Here is a 22,080-nt window from a genome sequence, read left to right as displayed (position 1 = left end):
GGGGGCGAGTGCAGATCAAGAGGCGGCACTGGGCGTGGGCGGCGGCACCGCTGGCGCTGGCCCTGCTGACGGCGACCGGCTGTGAGAGCACGTCGGGCGCCGGGGCCGACAAGCCGGGCGCCCGGGCGAAGCCGACCGATGCGCCGTCCACAGCCGTGGCCTGGGTGTGCGCCAAGCCCGCGGCCGGTCCTGCTAAGGCGCCGGCGGGTGCGGTGACCGTGAACCCCGCGGTGGTCGGGGACCTGGCGGCGAAGACCAAGAGCAGCCCCCCGAACACCACGTTCTGGCTTCGACCGGGCAGGCACAGGCTCGACCCGGACCGTTACGCCCAGGTCATCCCCAAGGAGGGGGACCGCTACCTCGGTGCGCCGGGCGCGGTGCTCGACGGCGGGAAGAAGAACCAGTACGCGTTCGGCGGCAGCGCCCGCAAGGTCACCATCGGCTACCTGACCGTGCAACGTTTCGTGGCGCCGCCGGACGAGGGCGTGGTCAACCATGACTCGGCCGACGGGTGGGTCATCGAGCACGCGACGATCCAGAACAACTCCGGCGCGGGGCTGATGGCCGGCGCCCGCCAGCAGGTCCGCGCCAACTGCCTGCGCGAGAACGGCCAGTACGGCATGAACGCGTACAAGGCCGACGGCCCCATCAGCGGCCTGGTGGTCGAGGGCAACGAGATCGTGGGCAACAACACCGGCGACTGGGAGCGGCGGCGGAAGGGCTGCGGCTGCACCGGAGGCATCAAGTTCTGGGCCGTCAACGGCGCCGACATCCGCGGCAATTGGGTGCACGACAACCGCGGAACCGGATTGTGGGCGGACACCAACAACAACGACTTCCGCATCGAGAACAACGTGATCGAGGACAACGACGGTGCCGCGCTGATCTACGAGACCAGCTACAACGCGGTCATCCGGAACAACACGATCCGGCGGAACAACTGGGTCGAGGGCCGCAGGGAAGCCAAGAGCGGCGACAACTTCCCGTACGCGACCGTCTACCTGTCCGAGTCCGGCGGGGAACCACGGATCAAAGCCCGCACCGACAAGATCGAGATCTACGGGAACGTGCTGGAGAACAACTGGTCCGGTATCACCCTGTGGGAGAACGCCGACCGGTTCTGCAACAGCCCGGCCAACACCTCGTCCGGTGACTGCACGTTGCTGGTGAAGAAGACGAACCGCTGTGTACGGCCGGCGATCGCCAAGTCGCCGCTCTACGCCGACTGCCGGTGGAAGACCCAGCGGGTGGACATCCACGACAACCGCTTCGTCCTGGACAAGTCCGTCGTCAAGTGCACGGAGAAGTGCGACCGAATGGCAGTGCTTTCCAACTACGGCACCTATCCGGACTGGTCGCCGTACAAGGGCGAGCGGGTGGCCGAGGCGATCACCCTCAAACAGCACAACCGCTGGCACGACAACGTCTACGTCGGACCGTGGAAGTTCGTCGCCGAAGACCAGAGCCGGGTGCTCGACTTCGGGGAGTGGCAGGTCTCGCCCTACCAGCAGGACGCGGGCAGCACCCTCGCCCCACGGGCCGGTGGTTGAGATGGGCGGGGCACTGCGGCGCGGTGGGCTGTCGGACGGAGCGAACACGACGGTCACGCTGCCCGACGCCGAACCGCGCCCGGCCGGCACACCGAAGATCGTCGGGATCGTCTGGGGGTTGCTGGTCCTCAACACGCTCGGCTCCGCCGGGGCGAAGACCATCATCCCGCTGCCCCGCTCCCTCATCCAGATGGTCACCATGGGCGCGCTGGTCGCCGCGTTCGCGCTGGCGCTCGCGGTCAATCCCCGGCTGCGCATCCGAGCCAGCGCCTTCGTGTTCCTGCTCACCCTGCTGCTCGTGCCGAGCGTGATCTCCAGCGTGGACATGGAGGCCGGGTTCGGCGCGCTGTTCCGCTGCGGCCGGCTGGCTGTCTTCGTCGCCACGCTGTGGCTGCTCAGCCGCTGGTGGGACGGTGGCCTGACGTTCGTCCGGTACCACATCCGGAGTTACTTCGCGGTGCTCGGGTCGGTGGCCGCCGGCCTGGTCGTCTCACCGGGCGCGGCCCTGCCCGACCTCTACGGCGGACGCCTGGTCGGCGCGTTGTGGCCGCTCACTCCACCGCAGATCGGACAGTACGCCGCGGTGATCATCGGGCTCACCGTGCTGCTCCTCCTGGGGCGCCGGACCGACAGGCTCAGCGCGGCCGTCATCATCGTGCCGTCGCTCGTCCTGCTCGCGCTGACCCATACCCGGACGGCCACCCTCGGCCTGGTCATCGGCCTTGTGCTGGCGATCGGTTCGCTCCTGCTGACCAGCGCCGCCGCCCGCCGGTTCTTCACCTGGACAGTGCTGTGCGCCACCGTTGCCGCGGTGGGGTTCAGCTCCGCGCTGCAGGCGTGGTTCCTGCGCGGGCAGAGCCAGGAGAACTTCTCCAACCTCACCGGCCGGGCCAAGGTGTGGGACGCCCTGCTGGCAGCGCCCCGGACGACCACTGAGCAGCTGTTCGGCATGGGCCTGGGCGACAAGTCGTTCGGCGGGCTGCCGATCGACAACAGCTGGCTGGCCGTCTACCAGGAGCAGGGTCTGACCGGCGCCGCCATCGTGGCGGCGATCATCCTCGTCCTCGGCGGCGTCGCGTTGCTGCGGCCACCGTCGCTGCAGCGGGCCTGCGCGATCTTCCTGATCAGCTACTGCGGGATCGCGTCGTACACCGAGGCCGGCCTCGGCGACGCCTCGCCGTATCTGCTGCATCTGGCCCTGGCCGCCTCACTCCTTGCGGCACCTGCCGCGGCCACACCCCTCCCGACGCCCGCAGCCCCTCGACGGCACATCCCGCGATGGGCCCGGAGATCGGAGATGACCTGAGCATGCACGTCCTCGTAGTGCACAACCGCTACGCCTCGGCGCAGCCGAGCGGGGAGAACAAGGTCGTCGACCAGGAGGTGGAGCTGCTGCGCGCGGCCGGTCACCGGGTCGAGGTGTTCGAGCGGCGCAGCGACACCATCGCCGCACGGTCCCTGCCGGGCAAGGTCGCGGTGCCGCTCCTCGTGCCGTGGAACCCGGCGGTCCGCAAGGAACTCGCCGCCCGGCTGCGCACCGAGCGGCCGGACGTGGTTCACGTCCACAACGTCTTCCCGCTCCTGTCGCCGGCGGTCCTTGCCGCCTGCGCCGACGCCGGCGTCCCCGCCGTCGCCACGCTGCACAACTACACCCAGGTCTGCCCGCCCGGCACCCTGCAGCGGGACGGCCGGCCGTGCACCGAGTGCGTGGGGACGACGCCGCTGCCCGCCGTCCGGCACGGCTGCTACCGCAACTCCCGCCTCGCGACGGTGCCGCTCGCGGTCAGCCTGTCGGTCAACCGGCGGCGGTGGTGGTCCGGCGTGGAGCGGTTCTTCTGCATCTCCGCGGCGCAGCGCGACGTCCTGGTGGGGGCCGGCATGCCGGCCGAGCGGATGGCGGTGAAGCACAACTTCGTGCCGGAGCCAGGCACTTGCCGAACGGGCGACGGCGAGCATCTGCTCTATCTCGGCCGACTCGCTCAGGCCAAGGGCGTACGGCTGCTCATGGCCGCGTGGGACGAGATCGCCGCGGCCGGCGGGGTGGGCGTACCGCTGGTGATCGCCGGCACGGGACCGCTGGAGCGAGAGGTGACCGCCTGGGCGGAGGGCCGGGACGACGTGCGACACGTCGGCCTGTACGACACGGCCCAATGCAGGGAAGCCATCGCGCGGTCGGTCGCCGTGGTGGCTCCCTCGACGTGGCTGGAGGCGTTCGGCCTGGTGGTCGTCGAGGCGATGGCGGCCGGGGTCCCGGCCGTCGCCGCCGGTCACGGCGCCTTCGTCGAACTCGTCGAGGACGGGGTGACCGGGCTGCTGCACCGGCCGGGCGAGGTTGCCTCGCTCGCGTCATGCATACGCCGGATCACGGTCGAGGCGGACCGCAACCGGGAGATGGGCCAGGCGGCCCGGCGCCGTTACGAGCAGGGGTTCAGCCCGGCCGTCGGCCTGGAGCGCCTGGTGGAGGAGTACCGCACCGCGATCGCGGGGCGGTCAGCACAGACTCGCGGCGGGGACATCCGCGCGAGCAGGGGGGATGGGGACAGAAGATGACACGATGCCGACTCTGCGGCTCGGCGACGCTGGCGAGCGTCGTCGACCTGGGGGCGACCCCGCCGTGCGAGAGCTTTCTCGCCGCGGACCAACTGGACAAGCCGGAGCCGGCGTACCCGCTGCACCTGCGGGTCTGCACCGACTGCTGGCTCGCGCAGATCCCTCCGCTGATCACGCCGGAGGAGACGTTCAGCGAGTACGCGTACTTCTCCTCCTTCTCGACCTCCTGGGTGGAGCACGCGCGCACGTTCGTCGCCGACGCCGTACAGCGGGTGGGTCTCGGCCCCGACGCCTTCGTGGTGGAGGTCGCGAGCAACGACGGGTACCTGCTGAGGCACGTGGTGGACCGGGGGATCCGCTGCCTCGGCATCGAGCCGTCGGTGAACGTCGGCGCCGCGGCGCGCGACGCCGGCGTTCCCACGCTCACGGAGTTCCTGTCCCCGGACACCGGCTCCGCCGTCCGCGCCGAACACGGCCCGGCGGACCTGGTCGTGGCGAACAACGTGTACGCGCACATCCCCGACGTCGTCGGGTTCACCCAGGGGCTGCGCGCCCTGGTCGCCGACGACGGCTGGGTCTCCATCGAGGTGCAGCACCTGCTGACCCTGATCGAGGAGAACCAGTACGACACGATCTACCACGAGCACTTCCAGTACTACACGGTCGCGTCGGCGATCCGAGCCCTTGCGAGCGGTGGACTCACGCTCGTGGACGTCGAGTTGCTGCCCACGCACGGCGGCTCCATCCGGCTGTGGGCCCGGCCCGCCGAGGTCGCCGGCGAGCCGAGCGGGCGGGTGGCCGACGTACTGGACCGGGAGAAGGCCGCCGGGCTGCAGGAGCTGTCCGGGTACACCGAGTTCTCCGCCCGCGTGGCCAAGGTCCGCCGGGACCTCCTGAAGTTCCTCATCGAGGCGGCCGAGCGCGGCGAGACGGTCGTCGGCTACGGCGCCCCGGGCAAGGGAAACACCCTGCTCAACCACTGCGGCATCCGACCCGACCTGCTCCCGTACACGGTCGACCGCAACCCGTACAAGCACGGCAGGTTCACCCCGGGCACCCGCATCCCGATCCTGCCGCCCGAGCAGATCAGCACCGACAGACCGGACTACGTGCTCGTCCTCCCGTGGAACCTGCGGGACGAGCTGGTCGAGCAACTGTCCTTCATCAACGACTGGGGCGGCCGACTGGTCTTCCCCATTCCGGAACTGAGCATTGTCGAGGTCAAGTCATGAAGGTCGTTCTGTTCTGCGGCGGTTACGGACTGCGGATGCGCAGCGGAACCTCCGACGACATGCCCAAGCCGATGGCGATGGTCGGCCCGCGGCCGCTGATCTGGCACGTCATGCGCTACTACGCGTACTACGGGCACACGGAGTTCATCCTGTGCCTCGGGTACGGGGCGCACCACATCAAGAACTTCTTCCTCAACTACGAGGAGACGACGTCCAACGACTTCGTGCTGCGGGGCGGGCGGACCGAGCTGCTGTCCACCGACATAGCCGACTGGACGATCACCTTCGCGCAGACCGGCATCGAGTCACCGATCGGGGAGCGGTTGCGCCGGGTGCGCCACCACCTCGACGGCGACGAGATGTTCCTCGCCAACTACGCCGACGTGCTCACCGACGCCCCGCTGCCGGAGATGATCGAGAAGTTCGCTCAGCGCGACGCCGGTGCGTCGATGATGGTGGTGCCGCCGCAGTCGTCGTTCCACTGTGTGGACCTGGGCGAGGACGGCCTGGTGGGGGGCATCACCGCGGTGAGCGAACTGCCGCTGTGGGAGAACGGCGGCTACTTCGTGCTCCGCCAGGAGGTCTTCGACCACATACCGGAGAACGGCGACCTGGTCGCCGACGGATGTGCCCAACTGGCCAAGCAGGGACGGCTGGTGGCGCACCAGCACCGCGGCTTCTGGAAACCGACCGACACGGTGAAGGAGCGGGCCGCGCTCGACGAGGCGTACGCCCGCGGTGACCGCCCGTGGGCCGTGTGGGAACACGACGGCGCGGGGGTGAGGGCGTGATCCGGCTCGGGGCCGGGCGCCGCCTGGACCGGATCGTCGCGGTGGGCGCGCACTGCGACGACATCGCCATCGGCGCCGGCGGCACACTGCTGACGCTGTGCAGCGCGCAGCCCGGTATCCGCATCGACGCGCTGGTGCTCTCCGGCGGCGGCACCGACCGGGAGCAGGAGGAGCGGGCCGCGCTCGCCGCCTTCTGCCCGGGCGCCGACCTGCGGCTGACCGTACTCAAGCTGCCGGACGGGCGGATGCCCGCGCACTGGGAGGAGGCCAAGGCCGCGGTCGAGGAGCTGCGCGAGCAGACCGAGCCGGACCTGGTTCTCGCCCCGCGTACCGATGACGCGCACCAGGATCACCGCGGCCTGGCGCGGCTGCTGCCCACCGCGTTCCGCGACCACCTCGTGCTCGGCTACGAGATCGTCAAGTGGGACGGCGATCTCGGCCGTCCGTCGGCGTACCAGCCGCTGTCGCCGGAGATCGCCGAACAGAAGGTGCGGCTGCTGCAGGAGCACTACCCCTCGCAGCGGCACCGGCCCTGGTACGACCGCGAGGCCTTCCTCGGTCTCGCCCGGATCCGCGGCATCGAATGCCACGCCCGCTACGCCGAGGCGTTCGCCGTCACCAAACTCACGCTCGACCTGGGGGACTGAACTTTGCGCGTACTACTGACCGGACACCAGGGCTACCTGGGCACGGTAATGGCCCCGGTCCTCGCGGCCGCCGGGCACGAGGTCGTCGGTCTCGACGCCGGCCTGTTCGCGGACTGCGTCCTCGGCCCGACGCCCGCGGACCCGTCCGGGCACCGGGTGGACCTGCGCGACGTCACGGCCGAACACGTGGCCGGGGCGGACGCCGTGATCCACCTGGCCGCGCTCTCCAACGACCCGCTGGGATCGCTGGCGCCGGACCTCACCTACGACATCAACCACCACGCCTCCGTACGGCTGGCCCGGCTCGCCCGTGACGCCGGAGTGCGGCGCTTCCTGTACGCGTCCACCTGCTCGGTCTACGGCGCCGCAGGCGACCCCGACTTGTCGAACTTGGTGGCCGAGGACGCCCCCCTGCGCCCGGTGACGCCGTACGCGGAGTCCAAGGTGCGGGTGGAGGACGACCTGCACGCGCTGGCCGACGACGACTTCACCCCGGTGTTCATGCGCAACGCCACCGCCTTCGGCTTCTCGCCCCGGCTGCGCGCCGACATCGTGCTGAACAACCTGGTGGGTCACGCGCTGCTGTCCGGCGAAGTCCTGGTGATGTCCGACGGCACCCCGTGGCGCCCGCTGGTGCACGCCGGCGACATCGCACGGGCCTTCACGGCCGCGCTGACCGCGCCGCGCGAGGCGGTGCACGACCGGGCGTTCAACATCGGCAGCGAGATCAACAACGTCACGGTCGCCGAGATCGCCGAGCAGGTCGCCGAGGCGGTGACCGGCTCGAAGGTGGTGATCACCGGGGAGACCGGTGCCGATCCGCGCTCGTACCGGGTGGACTTCTCCCGCTTCCGCGCCGCGATCCCCGGCTTCGACTGCGAGTGGACGGTGAAGCAGGGCGCGCTCGAACTCGCCGACGCCTACCGGAAGTTCGATCTGACCAGGGAGGACTTCGAGCGACGCTTCACCCGCCTCGCCGTGCTGCGCGCGGCGTCCGAGGCCGGCGCCGTCGACGACACCCTTCGGTGGAGCCGATGACCTCGGCCGGCGCGCAGATGCACGAGCTGGTGGAGCGGTTGTATCCGCTCTGCCGGAGCATCACCGGCGACGGTGTGCGCGCCACCCTGGACATCGTCAACGAGTACGTCCCGCTGCAGGTGCACGAGGTACCGACGGGGACTCAGGTCCTCGACTGGACGGTGCCGCAGGAGTGGAACATCCGGGACGCGTACGTCGCCGACTCGGCCGGCAACCGGGTCGTCGACTTCGCCGCGTCCAGCCTGCACGTGCTCGGCTACAGCGTGCCGGTGTCGAAGACCATGCCGCTGGCCGAGCTGCGCGACCACCTGCACACCCTGCCGGACCACCCGAACTGGGTGCCGTACCGCACCAGTTACTACCAGCCGGAATGGGGGTTCTGCCTGGCACAGGAGACCCTGGACGCGCTGCCGGACGGCGAGTACGAGGTGCGCATCGACTCCACACTCGCCGACGGCCACCTCACCTACGCCGAGCACGTGGTCCCCGGGCAGGTCGCCGACGAGGTGATCGTCTCCTGCCACACCTGCCACCCGTCGCTGGCCAACGACAACCTGGCCGGCATCGCGGTGGCGACGTTCCTGGCCCGCGCGCTCGCGCAGGAAACGCCGTACTACACCTACCGGTTCATCTACGCGCCCGGCACCATCGGGGCGATCACCTGGCTGGCCCGCAACGCGGAGCGGATCGAGCGGGTCAAGCACGGGCTCGTGCTGGCCTGCGCCGGCGACGCGGGCCAACTGACGTACAAGCAGAGCAGACGCGGCGACGCGGAGATCGACCGGGTGCTGCGGCACGTGCTGGCCGCCTCCGAACGCCCGCACCACGTCACCGAGTTCACTCCGTACGGCTACGACGAGCGGCAGTACTGCTCGCCCGGGTTCGATCTCGGCGTGGGCTCGCTCAGCCGGACCCCCTACGCCGGGTACCCCGAGTACCACACCTCGGCCGACAACCCGGACTTCGTCTCCCCAGAGGCGATGGCTGACACCCTTGCGGTCTGCCGCGAGGCATTCGCCCTGCTCGACCGCAACCGGCGGTACGTCAACCTCAGCCCCTACGGCGAACCACAGCTGGGCCGACGTGGGTTGTACGACGCGCTCGGCGGCCGCAGCGACACCAAGCAGGCCCAGATGGCCATGCTCTGGGTGCTCAGCCTCTCCGACGGCGAGCACAGTCTGCTGGACGTCGCCGAGCGGTCCGGACTGCCGTTCGACACCGTCGACGTCGCGGCCGACGCCCTGTGCGGCGCCGATCTGATCAAGGCATGACGCCGATGACCATCGAGGGGGAGAAACCGCAGACAACGGCGTCACCGGCCGGATCCGCCCGGCGGGCCCTCGTCGGCCGGCTGTCCTGGGGACTGGCAGACCAGGCGGCCTCCAGCATCAGCAACTTCGCGGTGGGCATCTATGTGGCCCGCTCGCTGGGGGTCACCGCGTTCGGCGTGTTCAGCCTCGCCTGGGTGACCTACGGCGTGGTGCTCAACGTCTCCCGAGGCCTTGCCACCGACCCGCTCGTCGTGCGCTTCAGCGGCGTGCCGGAGTCGTCTTGGCGCGGGGCGGTGGCCCGTTCGACGGGTACCGCGCTCGGCGTCGGTACGGCCCTCGGAGTGGTGTGTCTGGCGGCCGGACTCGGCCTCGGCGGCCGGGTCGGGCCCGCCTTCGCCGCCCTCGGTGTCATGCTGCCGGGGCTGCTGCTCCAGGACGCCTGGCGGTTCTCGTTCTTCGCCGCCGGCAACGGGCGGAAGGCGTTCGTCAACGACGTCGTGTGGGGCATCGCACTCGTTCCGGCCATGGTGGTGGCGGCCCATGTGGGCACCGTGGCCGCCTTCGTGCTCGCCTGGGGCGCGTCCGCCACGGTGGCGGCGGGGTACGGCTGCGTCCAGTCCGGCATCCGGCCCCGGATGACCGAGGCACGCGGGTGGCTTCGCGAGCAGCGCGATCTCGGCTACCGGTACCTGGTCGAGAACGTCAGCCTCAGTGGCGCGAGCCAGCTGCGGGCGTACGGGCTCGGCGCGATCGTCGGGATCGGCGCGGTGGGTGCGGTGCGGGGCGCCGAGCTCCTGATGGGCCCGTTCCTGGCGGTGCTCATGGGCCTTTCCCTGGTCACCGTCCCGGAGGCGGCACGGGTGCTGCGGCAGGCCCCGCAGCAGCTCGGGAAGTTCTGCCTCCTCCTTGGCGGCGGGCAGGCCGCCGGCGCGCTCCTCTGGGGCGCGGCACTGCTGTTGACGCCCGGCCGGTTCGGCGAGCTCGTGCTCGGCGGCGTCTGGCACTCCGCTTCGCAGCTCATCGTGCCGATCACCTTCAGCGTCGCGGGCGCGGGCCTCGGCACCGGCGCGGCGGCCGGGCTGCGCGCGCTCGGCGCGGCCCGGCGCAGCCTGCGCTGCCAGCTGTTCGCCTCCGCCTGCTATGTCGGCGGCGGGCTCGGCGGTGCGGCCGTCGGCGGCACGGTCGGCTCGGCCTGGGGCGTCGCCGCCGCGACCGTCAGCGGCTCGGCCGTGTGGTGGCTGCAACTGCGGTCCGCCCTGCGCGAGCGCCACCGCAATCCCATCCCCGAAGCGAGGACCTCATGACCGACCGACCCAGGCTGAGCATCGGCCTGCCCGTGTACAACGGCGAGGAGTACCTGGCCGAGTCGCTCGACGCCCTGCTCGGACAGACCTACGAGGACTTCGAGCTGCTCATCTCCGACAACGCCTCGACCGACGGGACCCAGGAGATCTGCCGCCAGTACGCCGCGAAGGACTCGCGCATCCGGTACCTCCGGCTGCCCCGGAACATCGGCGCCACGCCGAACCACAACCATGTGCTGGCCGAGTCCCGCGGCGAGCTGTTCAAGTGGGCCTCGCACGACGACCTTTACGGCCGGGACCTGCTGCGGCGCTGCGTCGAGGCGCTGGACGAGCGGCCGGACATGATCCTCGCGCACACCGGCCAGGCGGTCATCGACGGCGACGGCCAGGTGAAGGTCCCCTACGAGTACACGCTCGCCACCGACTCCCCGCACGCGCCGGACCGCTTCCGCAGTCTGCTGTTCGAGCCGGGCGGCGACGACTTCTACGGCGTGATGCGGACCGACATGCTGCGCCGGGTGAAACCGATGGACAGCTACCACCACGCGGACCGCACGTACGTCGCCGAGATCACCCTGCACGGGCCCTTCCACCAGGTGCCGGAGCTGCTGTACTTCCGCCGCGACCACCCCACCCGCGCCGAGCGGGCGAACCCGTCCAAGCGCTCCCGGTGCGTCAACCTGGACCCGCGCCGGGCCGGCCCGCTGCACCCGACGCCCCGGCTGCTCGCCGAGTACGTCTGGGGCTTCGCCTCGGCGATCCGGCGGGCGCCGCTGTCCCCGGCCGACCGGCGCGCGTGCTACCGCCACCTGGCAGCGTGGATGACCAGCCGGGTCCGGCCGGGCGCCGGCGAGCGGGTCGAGGACCGCGCCCCGGTCGACCCGGCCCGGCTCACGGTCTCCGTGGACGCCCTTGTCGCCGGCCGTGAGGGGAGGCAGGCATGACGTCCGCGGACGAAACTCCGGTGCGAGTCGGGGTGTTCGGCCTGCTCGGCTCCGGCAACCTCGGCAACGACGGGTCGCTCGAGGCCGTCCTCGGGTACCTCCGCGCCGAACACCCGGGGGCGGTCGTGGACGCGCTGTGCGGCGGGCCCGAGGCCGTGACGACCCGGTACGGGATCCCCGCGACGCGGCTGCACTGGTACCGCGGGGAATACCGGACCGCGTCGCGTGCGGGCGCGATCGCCGGGAAGGGTCTGGGCAAACTCGTCGACGTTGTCCGCACCGCCGCCTGGGTGCGCCGGCACGACGTGGTGATCGTCCCGGGCATGGGCGTCCTGGAGGCCACGCTGCCGCTGCGGCCGTGGGGCTTCCCGTACTCGCTGTTCCTGCTCTGCGCGAGTGGCCGGCTGCTGCGTACCCGGGTGGCGCTGGTCAGCGTCGGCGCCGCGACGATCGGCAACCGGCCGACCCGGGCCCTGGTGCGCTGGTCGGCGCGGCTGGCCACCTACCGGTCCTACCGGGACGCGCAATCCCGCGACGCGATGCGGGCGATGGGCGTGGACACAGCGCGCGACGAGGTCTACCCGGACCTCGCGTTCTCCCTGCCGATACCGCCGGCGAGCGCGCCCTCGGGCCCGCCGGGCCCGGTCTGCGTCGGCGTCATGGACTTCCATGGCGGCAACGACGACCGCGCCCGGGCCGATGAGATCTACCGGCGTTACCTCGGCGGGACGATCCGGTTCGTCCGCACGCTGGTCGAGGAGGGCAGGCCGGTCCGGCTGCTCACCGGCGACGAGTGCGATGCCTCGGTGGTCGCCGCGATCCTCGACGCGGTTGACTCACCGCTGGTCACTGCCGCCGAACCGGCCTCACTGGCCGACCTGATGAAGGAGATGGCGGCCGCCGACACCGTGGTGGCAGTCCGGTACCACAACCTGATCTGCGCGCTGAAGACCGGTACGCCTGTGCTCGCCCTCAGCTATGCGGCGAAGAGCGACGCGCTCATGGCACAGATGGGGCTCGGCGCGTACTGCCACCCGGCGGGCGAGGTCGACGCCGACCGGCTGCTCGAGCAGTTCCGGGCGCTGGAGAAGCGATCGGCCGAGCTGCGGCAGACACTCATCGAGCGGAACCAGGCCGTCGCCCGGCAACTCGAGCACCAGTTCACCGCCTTGACCGCGGCCCTGTTCCCGGCGACCGACCACCCCCACGCCCACGCTCGGCAGGAGGCTCCATGAAAGCGACCGCAGTCCCGGAGATCGCCGGCGCGTACCTGTTCGAGCCGACGCCGTACGCCGACGAACGCGGCTTCTTCTGCCGCACCTTCGACGCCGACGTGGTCCGCTCGGTGGGCCTCGACCCGAACGCCTTCATTCAGGACAGCGTGTCCCGCTCGGTCCGGGGTGTGCTGCGCGGCCTGCACCTGCGCTCCGGCGCCGGCGAGGCCAAGCTGGTGCGGTGCTCGTACGGGAGGATCTTCGACGTCGTCGTGGACCTGCGGACGGACTCGCCGACCTACCGCAACCGGGCCTTCTTCGAGCTGTCCGGCGAGACACAGACGACCCTGTACATCCCGGCGGGCTGCGCGCACGGCTTCCAGGCGCTGACCGAGACCGCCGACACCTCGTACCGGATCGACCGCCCGCACGATCCGGCCGAGGACGTCACGATCGCCTTCGACGACCCGGAGCTCGCCATTCCCTGGCCGCTGCCGGCCACATCGATGTCCCAGCGGGACCGGGAGGCGCCGAGCCTCGCCGAGGTCCTGAAGCAGAAAGAGAGCTGAAGTCACCGTGGACACCGAAGAGTTCCGCCTGCCCCGGTCGCGGACGGCGAACGAGCGGCTGCACGCCATGATCCCCGGGGGCGCGCACACCTACGCCAAGGGTGACGACCAGTACCCCGAGAACCTGGCCCCCGTCATCAGCCACGGCCGCGGCGCCCACGTGTGGGACATCGACGACAACCGCTACATCGAGTACGGCTCCGGCCTGCGGTCGGTCAGCCTCGGCCACGCCCACCCACGCGTTCTCGAAGCGGTGCGGCGGGAACTCGACCGTGGCAGCAACTTCGTCCGGCCGTCCATCGTGGAGCTCGAGGCCGCGGAACGCTTCCTGGCCACGGTGCCGACCGCCGAGATGGTCAAGTTCGCGAAGAACGGCTCCGACGTCACCACCGCCGCGGTGCGCCTCGCCCGCGCCGTCACCGGGCGCCCGCGGGTGGCCATCTGCGGCGACCACCCGTTCTTCTCCGTCGACGACTGGTTCATCGGTACGACGCCGATGTCCGCCGGTATCCCGGCGGCGACCACCGAGCTCACGGTGGCGTTCCCCTACGGGGACTTGGCCGCCACGGAGGAGTTGCTCACCCGGTACGAGGGCGAGGTCGCCTGCCTGATCCTCGAACCTGCCGGCCACACCGAGCCGCCGCCCGGGTACCTCGAGGGCCTCCGCGAACTGGCCGACCGGCACGGCTGCGTACTGATCTTCGACGAGATGATCACCGGCTTGCGCTGGTCCGAAGCGGGCGCCCAAGGCCTGTACGGCGTCGTCCCCGACCTCTCCACGTTCGGCAAGGCGCTGGGCAACGGCTTTGCCGTCTCCGCGCTGGCCGGGCGCCGCGAGCTGATGGAGTGGGGCGGGCTGCGTCACTCCGGCGATCGGGTGTTCCTGCTGTCCACCACCCACGGTGCGGAAACGCACTCCCTGGCAGCCGCGATGGCCGTACAGACCACCTACGTCGAGGAGGGCATCACGGCGCGGCTGCACGCCCTCGGCGAGAGGCTGGCCGCCGGTGTTCGCGACGTCGCGGTGAGCATGGGCGTCAGCGACCACATCGTCGTCCGGGGCCGGGCCAGCAACCTGGTCTTCGCCACCCTCGACGAGAACGGGCAGCCGTCGCAGCAGTACCGCACCCTGTTCCTGCGCCTGCTCCTCGCGGGCGGAGTGCTGGCCCCGTCGTTCGTGGTGAGCAGTGCGCTCGACGACGCCGACATCGACCGCACCGTCGACGTGGTGGCCCAGGCATGTGCGGTGTACCGCAAGGCACTTGACGCCGCCGACCCCACTCCCTGGCTGGCCGGGCGGCCGGTGAAGCCCGTATTCCGCCGCTTGGTGTGACGAGACGAGACGAGACGAGACGAGACGAGACGAGAGGTGACGTGGCGTGGCGTGGCGTCAGCGACGCTCCCGCCGACCGGCGCCGGCCGTCCGATAGCCCAGCCGGTCGGCCGTCCGATCGCCCAGCCGGTCGGCCGTCCGGTCGACCAGCCACGCGGTCGCCGGTATCACCACCAGCGCGGTGCACCAGCCGCCGAGGACGTCGGTCGGGTAGTGCGCGCCCAGGGCGACCTGCGCCCAGCCCATTGCGGCGCCGGCGACCAGCGCCGCGGCGAGCACGAGTGAGGTGCCGGCCGTCCTGCCGAGGCCGAGCCGGCCGGTCGCGAGCAGCGCCACCACGAGGGCGAGCGCGGTGAGGAAGGCGGTGTGCCCGCTCGGGTAGGACAGGTTGCCGGCGCCGTGGATGGTGCGCCCTACCAGGTGCTTGAGCAGCGTCGCCGTCCCCACGGTGATGCCCGCACCGGCAACGACGAGCACCACCGCGCGAGGACGCCGAAGCAGCAGGCAGCCCGTCACAGCGGCGACGATCAGTATCGCCGCTCCGGCGGGGTTCCCCCAGAAGTCCATGAACAGAGCGACGCGCCGCCACGGCGGCCGCACACTGTCCGCCGTCGGCTTGACGATCCACCTGTCCACCCCGCTGGGCTCGCTCTGGCCGGCGTACAGAACCCCGAGCGCGACGACGACCAGCGTGGCGAGGGCCGCGATCAGCCCGAGCCACGCGCGCAGCGACGGGGGCAGCACCGCGGGCGCCGACCGGCCGGTCACCCGCCCACCGCGTCCGGTCGACCTGCGGAAATGGCCTTCTTGTCCGCCGTACGCAGCGTCGGACGTTGCGGGATCATGTCGCCGCCCTGCCGGCGCCGCAGGACCGCAACAAGGCGCTGACCTCGTTGGGGGAGCCGGCGACCGCGTCCCAACGGCGATCCAACGCGAGCCCCTCCGTCGTGTCCGACCCACCCTCCAGCGACCACAACCGACCCGCGGACACCCGTTCCTGGCCTGTACGACTCGCGGCAAACCGCCGTCGGACGGTCACGGAGTGTGAGCCGCGCCCTGTTTCGTAGCGTCTCTGAAGCCATATTCATCATCTTGGCGTACGGAGACGTACGAGCAGTGCCAAAACAACTCCGCAAGGAAAGAGCGGAGTTAAAGCTGGGGTCAACAAGATCTTGAAGGCCCCTTTGGTGGCTCTTGCCCACGAGACCGACGGCCCCTGCCCAGCACGACCTGAACGACGAATGTCAGTGCTGCGTCCTACTCTCGCCATATGACCTACAGCGTCTGGCACAGGGGCCTCGGCGTCACGCTCGACCTGACCGAGGCGGATCTCGGGCACCCCGAATACCCGCGGCTGCTCGACGAGATCTACGGCAATTACGAGCCGGATCTTCTGTACTGCCTGGAAGCCCATGAGGCCGAGGGGTTCATCTGCCCCGGCTTCATGGCGATCCGCAAGGTCAACGGCCGGCCGCACGCCATGCACGTGGCAAAAGGGGAACGCCCGGAGACAAGAGCCGAAAGCGATCTCCACAAGGCGCTCGGGGAATACACCGCCAAGGTCGCCTCGGGAGAGGGTTTCCAAGTGACGCGAGCGGAGGGGGCCGAGCGCGGAAAGCACCGCACGGACGTGACCGTGGAGGGCGCCGACAGGCACCGGCTCGCGTACGAAATACAACTCGCGGCCATAGCCGGCGGTTCCGTGGACGAGCGCACCCGCGGCGCGCTCCAGGACGGGCTCACCCCGCTGTGGCTCGTCAACAACGAGAACGCGATCCCCATCGACCGCGCCCCCTGGGCCCGTCTGAACGTACAGAGCTGGCGGGACGTCACCGACCGCGCGGCCCTGCCGGTGCGCGGCGGCATCAAGCAACTGCACATGTCCCGCTGCGACTGGAGCAATCCGGTGCCCTGCCCGCAGCAGGGCACCGGCCGATGCGGCGGACGGCACGGACTCTGGGAACCGGTGCGCGGGCTCTATTACGACGACGTCATCAGGCGCACGGGCACAGGTGAACTCGTCTCGCTCTACATGCCGCATCCGGCCGGCCGCCGCGGATGGCACATGTGGGTCACGCCGACGGACAAGGAGGAGTTTCTCGAAGGCAGGCCCGAGCCTTTGCCGGGTCTGCCGACCGCGCGCCGGGCCGGCGATCCGGCACCCAATTCCGTTCCTCGTCCGGCCGATTGGCCGATCGGTGACGGCATGGAGACGGGAGTCCGGCCCGAACTCACCCGAGCGCGCGACGACGGGCAGCCCATCGACGCGTCCGGGTGGCACACGGAACCGGGGCCGTCCGCATTCTCCCGTCCCTTCACGGTGGGCGAATTCGTCATTCCCGGTGATCTGGTCGCCGCCCGGCGGACGTTCACGCGGGCGCTCGAGCACTGTGCGGACGTCGCCTCGCACCTGCCGAGCGGCGCGGACGTCGCGGCGGGGCGCGCGGAGATCTCCGGCGCACAGCGGGAGCGCCTCGCGGACGCGCGGGAGCGGTGCAGGCGTCTCGCCGAGGAGATGCACACCCATCCCTGGTGGGAGACGGTCGGCGACCGGCACGCGGCCCGGGAGGCGCTGACCCACGCGGCGACTCACGACACCGTGGTCTAGGTCGACTCACGACTCCGGGTTAGGGCGAATCACGACTCCGCGACCTGGACTGTCTGTCCAGGCACTGGACTGATGGTCTAGTCTCGTGAGGGTGAGGACGTGTGGATCGCCGGAGGACGGGGAGCACGGCATGGCCACTGAAGACCTGCTCGATGCCGAGCGGGATGCGATCATCGCGGCTCTCGGACCCGTCGTCGACGGCATCGTGGCGACGTTCGGCCCGGTGTGCGAGGTGGTCCTGCACGACTACCGGCAACCGGAGAAGTCGGTCGTCGCCGTCGCCGGCTCGGTGACCGGGCGGGCAGTGGGCGGGGCGATGAGCGAGATCGGCATGAGGGTCCTCGCCCGCGGCGACGAGGCGGCCGACGACCTGAACTACGTCACCCGTACCGGGGCCGGAAAGCTGGTCAAGTCGTCCACGATGGTGCTGCGCGACTCCACGGGAGCGGTGTTCGGCGCCCTGTGCGTCAACGTGGACATCACCGCGGTGAACGAGGCCCATGCCCTGCTCGGCGCCCTGGTCGGCCCCGCCCCCGGAGCCGCCGAGCAGGCGCCCGTCACCGCTTTCGGCAACGACATCGACTCCGTCGTCGACGCCATCCTCGACGCCCACCGGATCGGGCGGCACCAGAGCTGGGCCGGACTGGACCGCGCTGAGCGCCTCGACCTGTTCCGCAGCCTCGACGAACACGGCGTGTTCGCCGTGCGCCGCGCGGTCGAGCAGGTCGCCACCCGGCTCGGCATCTCCCGCGCCTCCGCCTACAGCTACCTCTCCCAGTCCCGAGCCGCCGCCGACCCGACCCCCGCTGGAGGACACGCGTGACGACCACCACCCCGCCGGTCACCCTCGACGCCGTCCGTGCCGCCGCCGCGCAGCTCAAGGGCGTCGCGCACCGCACCCCGGTGCTCCGCTCACGGACCCTCGACGCGCTCGTCGGCGCCGAGGTCCACCTCAAGTGCGAGAACTTCCAACGCGTAGGCGCCTTCAAGTTCCGCGGCGCCTACAACGCGGCCTCCCGGCTCACCCCGGAGCAGCTGGCCCGGGGCATCGCCGCCTACTCGTCCGGCAACCACGCCCAGGCCGTCGCCCTCGCCGCCCGCGAACTGGGCACCACCGCCGTCATCGTCATGCCCGAGGACGCCCCGCGCTCGAAGCGGGAGGCCACCGAAGGCTACGGCGCCGAGATCGTGACGTACGACCGCTACACCGAGGACCGCGTCGCCGTGGCCGAAGCCCTGGCCGCCGAACGTGGTCTCGCGCTCATCCCGCCCTACGAGCACCCGCACGTCATGGCAGGACAGGGCACAGCGGCACTCGAACTCCTCGAAGAAACAGGGGAGTTGGACGCACTCGTCGTGCCCGTCGGCGGCGGCGGTCTGATCGCCGGGTCCGCCACGGCGGCCAAGGGCCTGTACGCCGGGATCCGCGTGATCGGCGTCGAGCCGGAGGCCGGGGACGACACCAAGCGGTCCCTGGAAGCGGGGCGGCGCGTCAGCATCCCCGTGCCGCGCACCATCGCCGACGGGCAGGCCCTGCACACGCCCGGCGAGCTGACGTTCTCGGTGAACCGGCGGCTCGTCGACGGCATCGCCCTGGTGTCCGACGACGAGATCCGCGACGCCATGCGGTTCGCCTTCGAGCGCCTGAAGATCGTCGTCGAGCCGAGCGGAGCCACCCCGCTGGCCGCCCTGCGCGCCGGGCGTGCGGGTCCTCTCCCACGCCGGATCGGGGTCATCGTCTCCGGCGGCAATGTCGACGCGGACCGCTTCGCCCAGCTGTGCGGCAGGGAGACCGGACAGCCGGGCTAGCGGGCGTCGGGCCGGACGGCCGTCAGGCCCAGAACTCGTTTCCCGCTTCGATGTTCTCGACGCACTCGTCGAGATCGGTGATCTTGTCCCCGACGATCCGGAAGACGATGCCTCCCGTCTCGTCGAGCCGCTTTCCGCCCCGCTGGGCGGTGAAGTGGTGCAGGGAGACGGCATGGCCGCGGCCATCGACGAGGACGTTGCGCAGCTCGACCTGCATGGTCCCGTTCGTCTCCTCGCCCAGCCGGCGGTAGTAGTCGAGGATGGCGTCGATTCCCTTGAAGTCTCCGGACAGTGGGTGGGTTCCGGGTACGTGATGCGTGGCATCGCTCGCCGTCAGTGAGCGCAGGGTGTCCATGTCCCCGCGCGAAAAGGCGTCGTAGCCCTTGCGTACGAGTAGTGCGTGGGCGTGTTCAGCCACGGTGATCGCCACCTTTCTGATGGTTCGGCGATTGCGGCCTCTGTGCACCATTGTCTCCTCGTTCGGCCGGATTGTCCGCTCGTTCGGCGTTTGTTGTGGTCCCCGGATGGCGGTGCCGGGTGGACGGGCCGACGATGGTGTGGTGGAGGGGGCTCGTAATGGAGGGAGCCGACATGATTGAGATCAAGGCCGTCGACAAGCCGGACGAGCGGCGCGACTTCCCGCGCGGACACCTCGAAGCGGTCCATATGACCGGGCTCGACTTCGCCGTGGCCACCTTCGAACCGGGCTGGCGCTGGACCGAGTCCGTGGCGCCCCTCGCCGGCACGGACACCTGCCAGGTCCATCACAACGGGTACTGCCTCCAGGGGCGCATGCGCATACGGATGGACGACGGCGCCGAGCAGGAAATCGGAGAGGGCGACGTCTTCGTCGTCTCGCCCGGTCATGATGCCTGGGTCGTCGGCGACGAACCGTGCATGGTGTACGACTTCGCGGGCGGCATGGCAACGGACTACGCGAAGGCGAAGGACTAGGACGACGTCAACGGCTGCCGGTCCGGTCAGACCGGCAGCAGGCGTGCGACCAAGGCGCTGAGCTGGCGGGCGTTGCGGCACTCGTACATCTCGACCAGCTCGGCGTACTCGGGTGCGGCGGAGTCGCCCGTTCCCCACTGGGCGTGCGGCTCGGGGTTCAACCAGTAGAAGCGGCGGGCCCGTTCGGCGACGTGCCGGACCGCCGCCAGGTTCGGGTCGCTCATGTTCGTACGGGCGTCGCCGAGCACGAACACCGTCGTGCGCGGGCCGACCGCGTCGCCGTACCGCTCGGCGAACTCGCCCAGCGCGACGCCGTAGTCGCTGCTGCCGTGCCAGCCCGTGAGCGTCGCCTCCGCCCGGATGCGGGCACCCAGCCCACCCGGGTCGGCCGCGCCGTGCGCGAGGAGAGGGGTCACCTCGTCGAGCCGGTTGACGAAGGCGAACACCCGCACCTTGCTGAACTGGTCGTGCAGGGCCTGCACCAGCAGCATCGTGAAGTCCGAGAACCCGGACACCGACCCCGACACGTCGCACAGCAGCACGAGTTCGGGCCGCACGGGACGGCGCCTGCGCAGCATCGGCTTCATCGGCACCCCGCCCGTCGACAGCGACCCGCGCAGGGTGCGGCGCAGGTCGATGCTGCCGCGGGAGGCACGCCGCCGGCGGGCCGCGAGGCGGGTGGCGAGCTTGCGGGCGAGGGGCTGAACCGTCCTGCGCAGCTCGGCGAGTTGGAGTTTGCCGGCGTACAGGAAGTCGACCCGGTCGGGGGTCGTGGCCACCGCGCGCCGGGCGAGTTCGTCCCGGTCGCGCTGCTCGGCGACCCGGCGCCGCGCCTCCGCGGCCACCTGCCTGCGGAACGTCTCGATACGCCGCCGGATCTCGTCCGCCAGCAGCCGGTCGGTGAACCCGGAAGCGGCGTTCTGCGCGCGGACGATGTCGCGGACCCGGGCGAACAGCGTGTTCGGGCGGAGCCGGTCGAGGGTCTGGTACGACGACCAGCCGTCCGAGCCCGGTGTGGAACCGTAGCCGCCGAAACCGTCGACCGCCTCCGCCGCCAACTGCCCCGTCAGGACGAGGTCGCCCGCGGCGAGCGCAGCCGCGAGACGGTCCCGCAGGTCCTCCCTGTCCGCCGGCCCGCCCTCGGGCCCGCCGACGCCGCGCGGGAAGTACAGGTCGAAGACCGGGTCGAACACCTGCCGCTGGGTCGTGCCGTGCAGCAGCGTCGCGGCCAGCCCCTCGCGCAGCAGCTCACGGTCCGCGAGGCCCAGCGCCGCCACCGCCTGCGCCGCGTCCACGGTCTCGCCGGTGCCGATCCGCATGCCGTGCGCGCGCAACGCCCCGACCAGAGAGGTCAGACGCTCCGCCACGCCGGGCGCGGTCACACGGCGTCCAGGTCGAGCTTGGCCGCCGCCTTGAGGACGTCGTCCTGGTGCTTGAGGAGGACGCCCAGGCTGTCGCGTACGACGGTCTCGTCGAGGGTGTCGGCGCCGAGCGCGAGGAGCGTGCGCGCCCAGTCGATCGTCTCGGAGACCGACGGGACCTTGCGCAGATCCATGGCGCGCAGTGCACCGACCACCCGGACCACCGAGGTGGCCAGTGCCTCGTCCAGATCGGGCACCTTCAGCCGTACGATGCGACGCTCCAACTCCTCGTCGGGGAAGCCGATGTGGAGGAACAGGCAGCGGCGGCGCAGCGCCTCGGACAGTTCGCGGCTCGCGTTCGAGGTGAGGACGACGAAGGGGCGGCGGGTCGCGCTGATCGTGCCCAGCTCGGGGACGGTGACCTGGAAGTCGCTCAGCACCTCCAGGAGTAGGCCCTCCACCTCGACGTCCGCCTTGTCGGTCTCGTCGATCAACAGCACCTTGGGGTCGTCGCCGCGGATGGCGGTGAGCAGCGGACGCGTCAGCAGGAACTCCTCGCTGAAGATGTCCGTGCGCGCCTCGTCCCACGTCTCGTCGCGGCCCGCACTGATGCGCAGGAGCTGCTTGGCGTGGTTCCACTCGTACAGCGCCCGGGACTCGTCGACGCCCTCGTAGCACTGCAGCCGGACCAGCCGCGCCTGAGCCACCTCGGCCACGGCCTTGGCGAGCTCCGTCTTGCCTACTCCGGCGGGGCCCTCCACCAGCAGCGGCTTGCCCAGACGGTCGGCGAGGAAGACGGTCGTGGCCACCGCGGGCGAGGCGAGATATCCGGTGGCGGCGAGACGCGCGGAGACGTCGTCGACGGATGTGAACAGCAACGGGGCCTCCAGCTCGGCGCGGACGGG

Annotated in this window: 21 protein-coding genes; 17 read left to right on the top strand and 4 right to left on the bottom strand. The window is 71.0% G+C overall.

All coding sequences use genetic code 11. The annotated features are described in order from the left end of the window. Nucleotides 1-8: 8 nt before the first annotated feature. The 13 genes from OG303_RS06180 to OG303_RS06120 are packed head-to-tail and all read left to right on the top strand — an operon-like array spanning nucleotide 9 to nucleotide 14,443. Nucleotides 9-1,550 carry a right-handed parallel beta-helix repeat-containing protein gene (locus OG303_RS06180; protein WP_405865540.1) on the top strand — a complete coding sequence of 514 codons (1,542 nt, stop codon included), beginning with the start codon at nucleotides 9-11 and terminating at the stop codon, nucleotides 1,548-1,550. 1 nt (nucleotide 1,551) lies between these two features. After that, nucleotides 1,552-2,856, top strand: coding sequence for an O-antigen ligase domain-containing protein (locus OG303_RS06175; RefSeq protein ID WP_405865538.1), 1,305 nt, complete (start codon nucleotides 1,552-1,554; stop codon nucleotides 2,854-2,856). Nucleotides 2,857-2,858: 2 nt separating this feature from the next. Continuing rightward, on the top strand, nucleotides 2,859-4,100 hold the full coding sequence (locus OG303_RS06170) for a glycosyltransferase (protein WP_405865537.1): 1,242 nt from the start codon (nucleotides 2,859-2,861) through the stop codon (nucleotides 4,098-4,100). Then, nucleotides 4,097-5,332 (top strand): methyltransferase domain-containing protein, encoded by a 1,236-nt coding sequence (locus OG303_RS06165; protein WP_405865535.1) that lies wholly within the window; start codon nucleotides 4,097-4,099, stop codon nucleotides 5,330-5,332. The genes OG303_RS06170 and OG303_RS06165 overlap by 4 nt, the downstream gene beginning before the upstream one ends. Continuing rightward, nucleotides 5,329-6,123 carry a sugar phosphate nucleotidyltransferase gene (locus OG303_RS06160; RefSeq protein WP_405865533.1) on the top strand — a complete coding sequence of 265 codons (795 nt, stop codon included), beginning with the start codon at nucleotides 5,329-5,331 and terminating at the stop codon, nucleotides 6,121-6,123. The genes OG303_RS06165 and OG303_RS06160 overlap by 4 nt, the downstream gene beginning before the upstream one ends. Further along, a complete protein-coding gene (locus tag OG303_RS06155; protein ID WP_405865531.1) occupies nucleotides 6,120-6,770 on the top strand; it encodes a PIG-L deacetylase family protein in 651 nt (216 codons plus the stop codon). The genes OG303_RS06160 and OG303_RS06155 overlap by 4 nt, the downstream gene beginning before the upstream one ends. Nucleotides 6,771-6,773: 3 nt before the next feature. Beyond that, nucleotides 6,774-7,808 (top strand): NAD-dependent epimerase/dehydratase family protein, encoded by a 1,035-nt coding sequence (locus tag OG303_RS06150; RefSeq protein WP_405865529.1) that lies wholly within the window; start codon nucleotides 6,774-6,776, stop codon nucleotides 7,806-7,808. After that, complete coding sequence (locus OG303_RS06145) at nucleotides 7,805-9,079, top strand: DUF4910 domain-containing protein (RefSeq protein ID WP_405865527.1); 1,275 nt, start codon at nucleotides 7,805-7,807, stop codon at nucleotides 9,077-9,079. The genes OG303_RS06150 and OG303_RS06145 overlap by 4 nt, the downstream gene beginning before the upstream one ends. Next, nucleotides 9,076-10,383, top strand: a complete 1,308-nt coding sequence (locus OG303_RS06140; protein ID WP_405865525.1) for a hypothetical protein — start codon at nucleotides 9,076-9,078, stop codon at nucleotides 10,381-10,383. The genes OG303_RS06145 and OG303_RS06140 overlap by 4 nt, the downstream gene beginning before the upstream one ends. Then, nucleotides 10,380-11,327 (top strand): glycosyltransferase family 2 protein, encoded by a 948-nt coding sequence (locus OG303_RS06135; RefSeq protein WP_405865523.1) that lies wholly within the window; start codon nucleotides 10,380-10,382, stop codon nucleotides 11,325-11,327. Before OG303_RS06140 ends, OG303_RS06135 begins: the two co-directional genes overlap by 4 nt. Continuing rightward, the gene (locus tag OG303_RS06130; RefSeq protein WP_405865521.1) at nucleotides 11,324-12,562 is read left to right on the top strand and encodes a polysaccharide pyruvyl transferase family protein; all 1,239 of its coding nucleotides are present in this window, start codon (nucleotides 11,324-11,326) and stop codon (nucleotides 12,560-12,562) included. Before OG303_RS06135 ends, OG303_RS06130 begins: the two co-directional genes overlap by 4 nt. After that, the gene (gene rfbC, locus OG303_RS06125; RefSeq protein ID WP_405865519.1) at nucleotides 12,559-13,110 is read left to right on the top strand and encodes a dTDP-4-dehydrorhamnose 3,5-epimerase; all 552 of its coding nucleotides are present in this window, start codon (nucleotides 12,559-12,561) and stop codon (nucleotides 13,108-13,110) included. The genes OG303_RS06130 and rfbC overlap by 4 nt, the downstream gene beginning before the upstream one ends. A 7-nt stretch (nucleotides 13,111-13,117) precedes the next feature. Further along, nucleotides 13,118-14,443: a glutamate-1-semialdehyde 2,1-aminomutase gene (locus OG303_RS06120; RefSeq protein WP_405865518.1), complete on the top strand. Its 1,326-nt coding sequence runs from the start codon at nucleotides 13,118-13,120 to the stop codon at nucleotides 14,441-14,443. Between the two features lie 57 nt (nucleotides 14,444-14,500). Here the strand turns inward: OG303_RS06120 and OG303_RS06115 are convergent, their stop codons facing one another. Further along, nucleotides 14,501-15,211, bottom strand: a complete 711-nt coding sequence (locus OG303_RS06115) for a phosphatase PAP2 family protein (RefSeq protein ID WP_405865516.1) — start codon at nucleotides 15,209-15,211, stop codon at nucleotides 14,501-14,503. Nucleotides 15,212-15,713: 502 nt separating this feature from the next. On the opposite strand from OG303_RS06115, the gene OG303_RS06110 reads away from it, so the two are divergent. From OG303_RS06110 to OG303_RS06100, 3 genes are all read left to right on the top strand, one after another. Continuing rightward, on the top strand, nucleotides 15,714-17,051 hold the full coding sequence (locus OG303_RS06110) for a hypothetical protein (protein WP_405865514.1): 1,338 nt from the start codon (nucleotides 15,714-15,716) through the stop codon (nucleotides 17,049-17,051). A 130-nt stretch (nucleotides 17,052-17,181) separates the two neighbouring features. Beyond that, nucleotides 17,182-17,874: a transcriptional regulator gene (locus OG303_RS06105; protein ID WP_405865512.1), complete on the top strand. Its 693-nt coding sequence runs from the start codon at nucleotides 17,182-17,184 to the stop codon at nucleotides 17,872-17,874. Continuing rightward, nucleotides 17,871-18,860: a pyridoxal-phosphate dependent enzyme gene (locus tag OG303_RS06100; protein ID WP_405865510.1), complete on the top strand. Its 990-nt coding sequence runs from the start codon at nucleotides 17,871-17,873 to the stop codon at nucleotides 18,858-18,860. Before OG303_RS06105 ends, OG303_RS06100 begins: the two co-directional genes overlap by 4 nt. Nucleotides 18,861-18,882: 22 nt before the next feature. Here OG303_RS06100 and OG303_RS06095 read toward each other — a convergent pair whose 3' ends face one another. Beyond that, nucleotides 18,883-19,278 carry a nuclear transport factor 2 family protein gene (locus tag OG303_RS06095; RefSeq protein WP_405865508.1) on the bottom strand — a complete coding sequence of 132 codons (396 nt, stop codon included), beginning with the start codon at nucleotides 19,276-19,278 and terminating at the stop codon, nucleotides 18,883-18,885. A gap of 173 nt (nucleotides 19,279-19,451) precedes the next feature. On the opposite strand from OG303_RS06095, the gene OG303_RS06090 reads away from it, so the two are divergent. After that, the gene (locus tag OG303_RS06090; RefSeq protein WP_405865506.1) at nucleotides 19,452-19,814 is read left to right on the top strand and encodes a cupin domain-containing protein; all 363 of its coding nucleotides are present in this window, start codon (nucleotides 19,452-19,454) and stop codon (nucleotides 19,812-19,814) included. Between the two features lie 26 nt (nucleotides 19,815-19,840). On the opposite strand, the gene OG303_RS06085 is transcribed toward OG303_RS06090, so the two are convergent. Both OG303_RS06085 and OG303_RS06080 read right to left on the bottom strand, forming a co-directional pair. Then, on the bottom strand, nucleotides 19,841-21,133 hold the full coding sequence (locus OG303_RS06085; protein WP_405877109.1) for a vWA domain-containing protein: 1,293 nt from the start codon (nucleotides 21,131-21,133) through the stop codon (nucleotides 19,841-19,843). Between the two features lie 59 nt (nucleotides 21,134-21,192). Then, nucleotides 21,193-22,050 carry an AAA family ATPase gene (locus tag OG303_RS06080; protein WP_405877107.1) on the bottom strand — a complete coding sequence of 286 codons (858 nt, stop codon included), beginning with the start codon at nucleotides 22,048-22,050 and terminating at the stop codon, nucleotides 21,193-21,195. Nucleotides 22,051-22,080: the final 30 nt, after the last annotated feature.

The organism is Streptomyces sp. NBC_00005 (assembly GCF_045160215.1).
Lineage (GTDB): Bacteria > Actinomycetota > Actinomycetes > Streptomycetales > Streptomycetaceae > Streptomyces.
The sequence above is the reverse complement of the archived record's forward strand: the minus strand, read 5'-3'. Positions and strand labels throughout refer to the sequence as shown.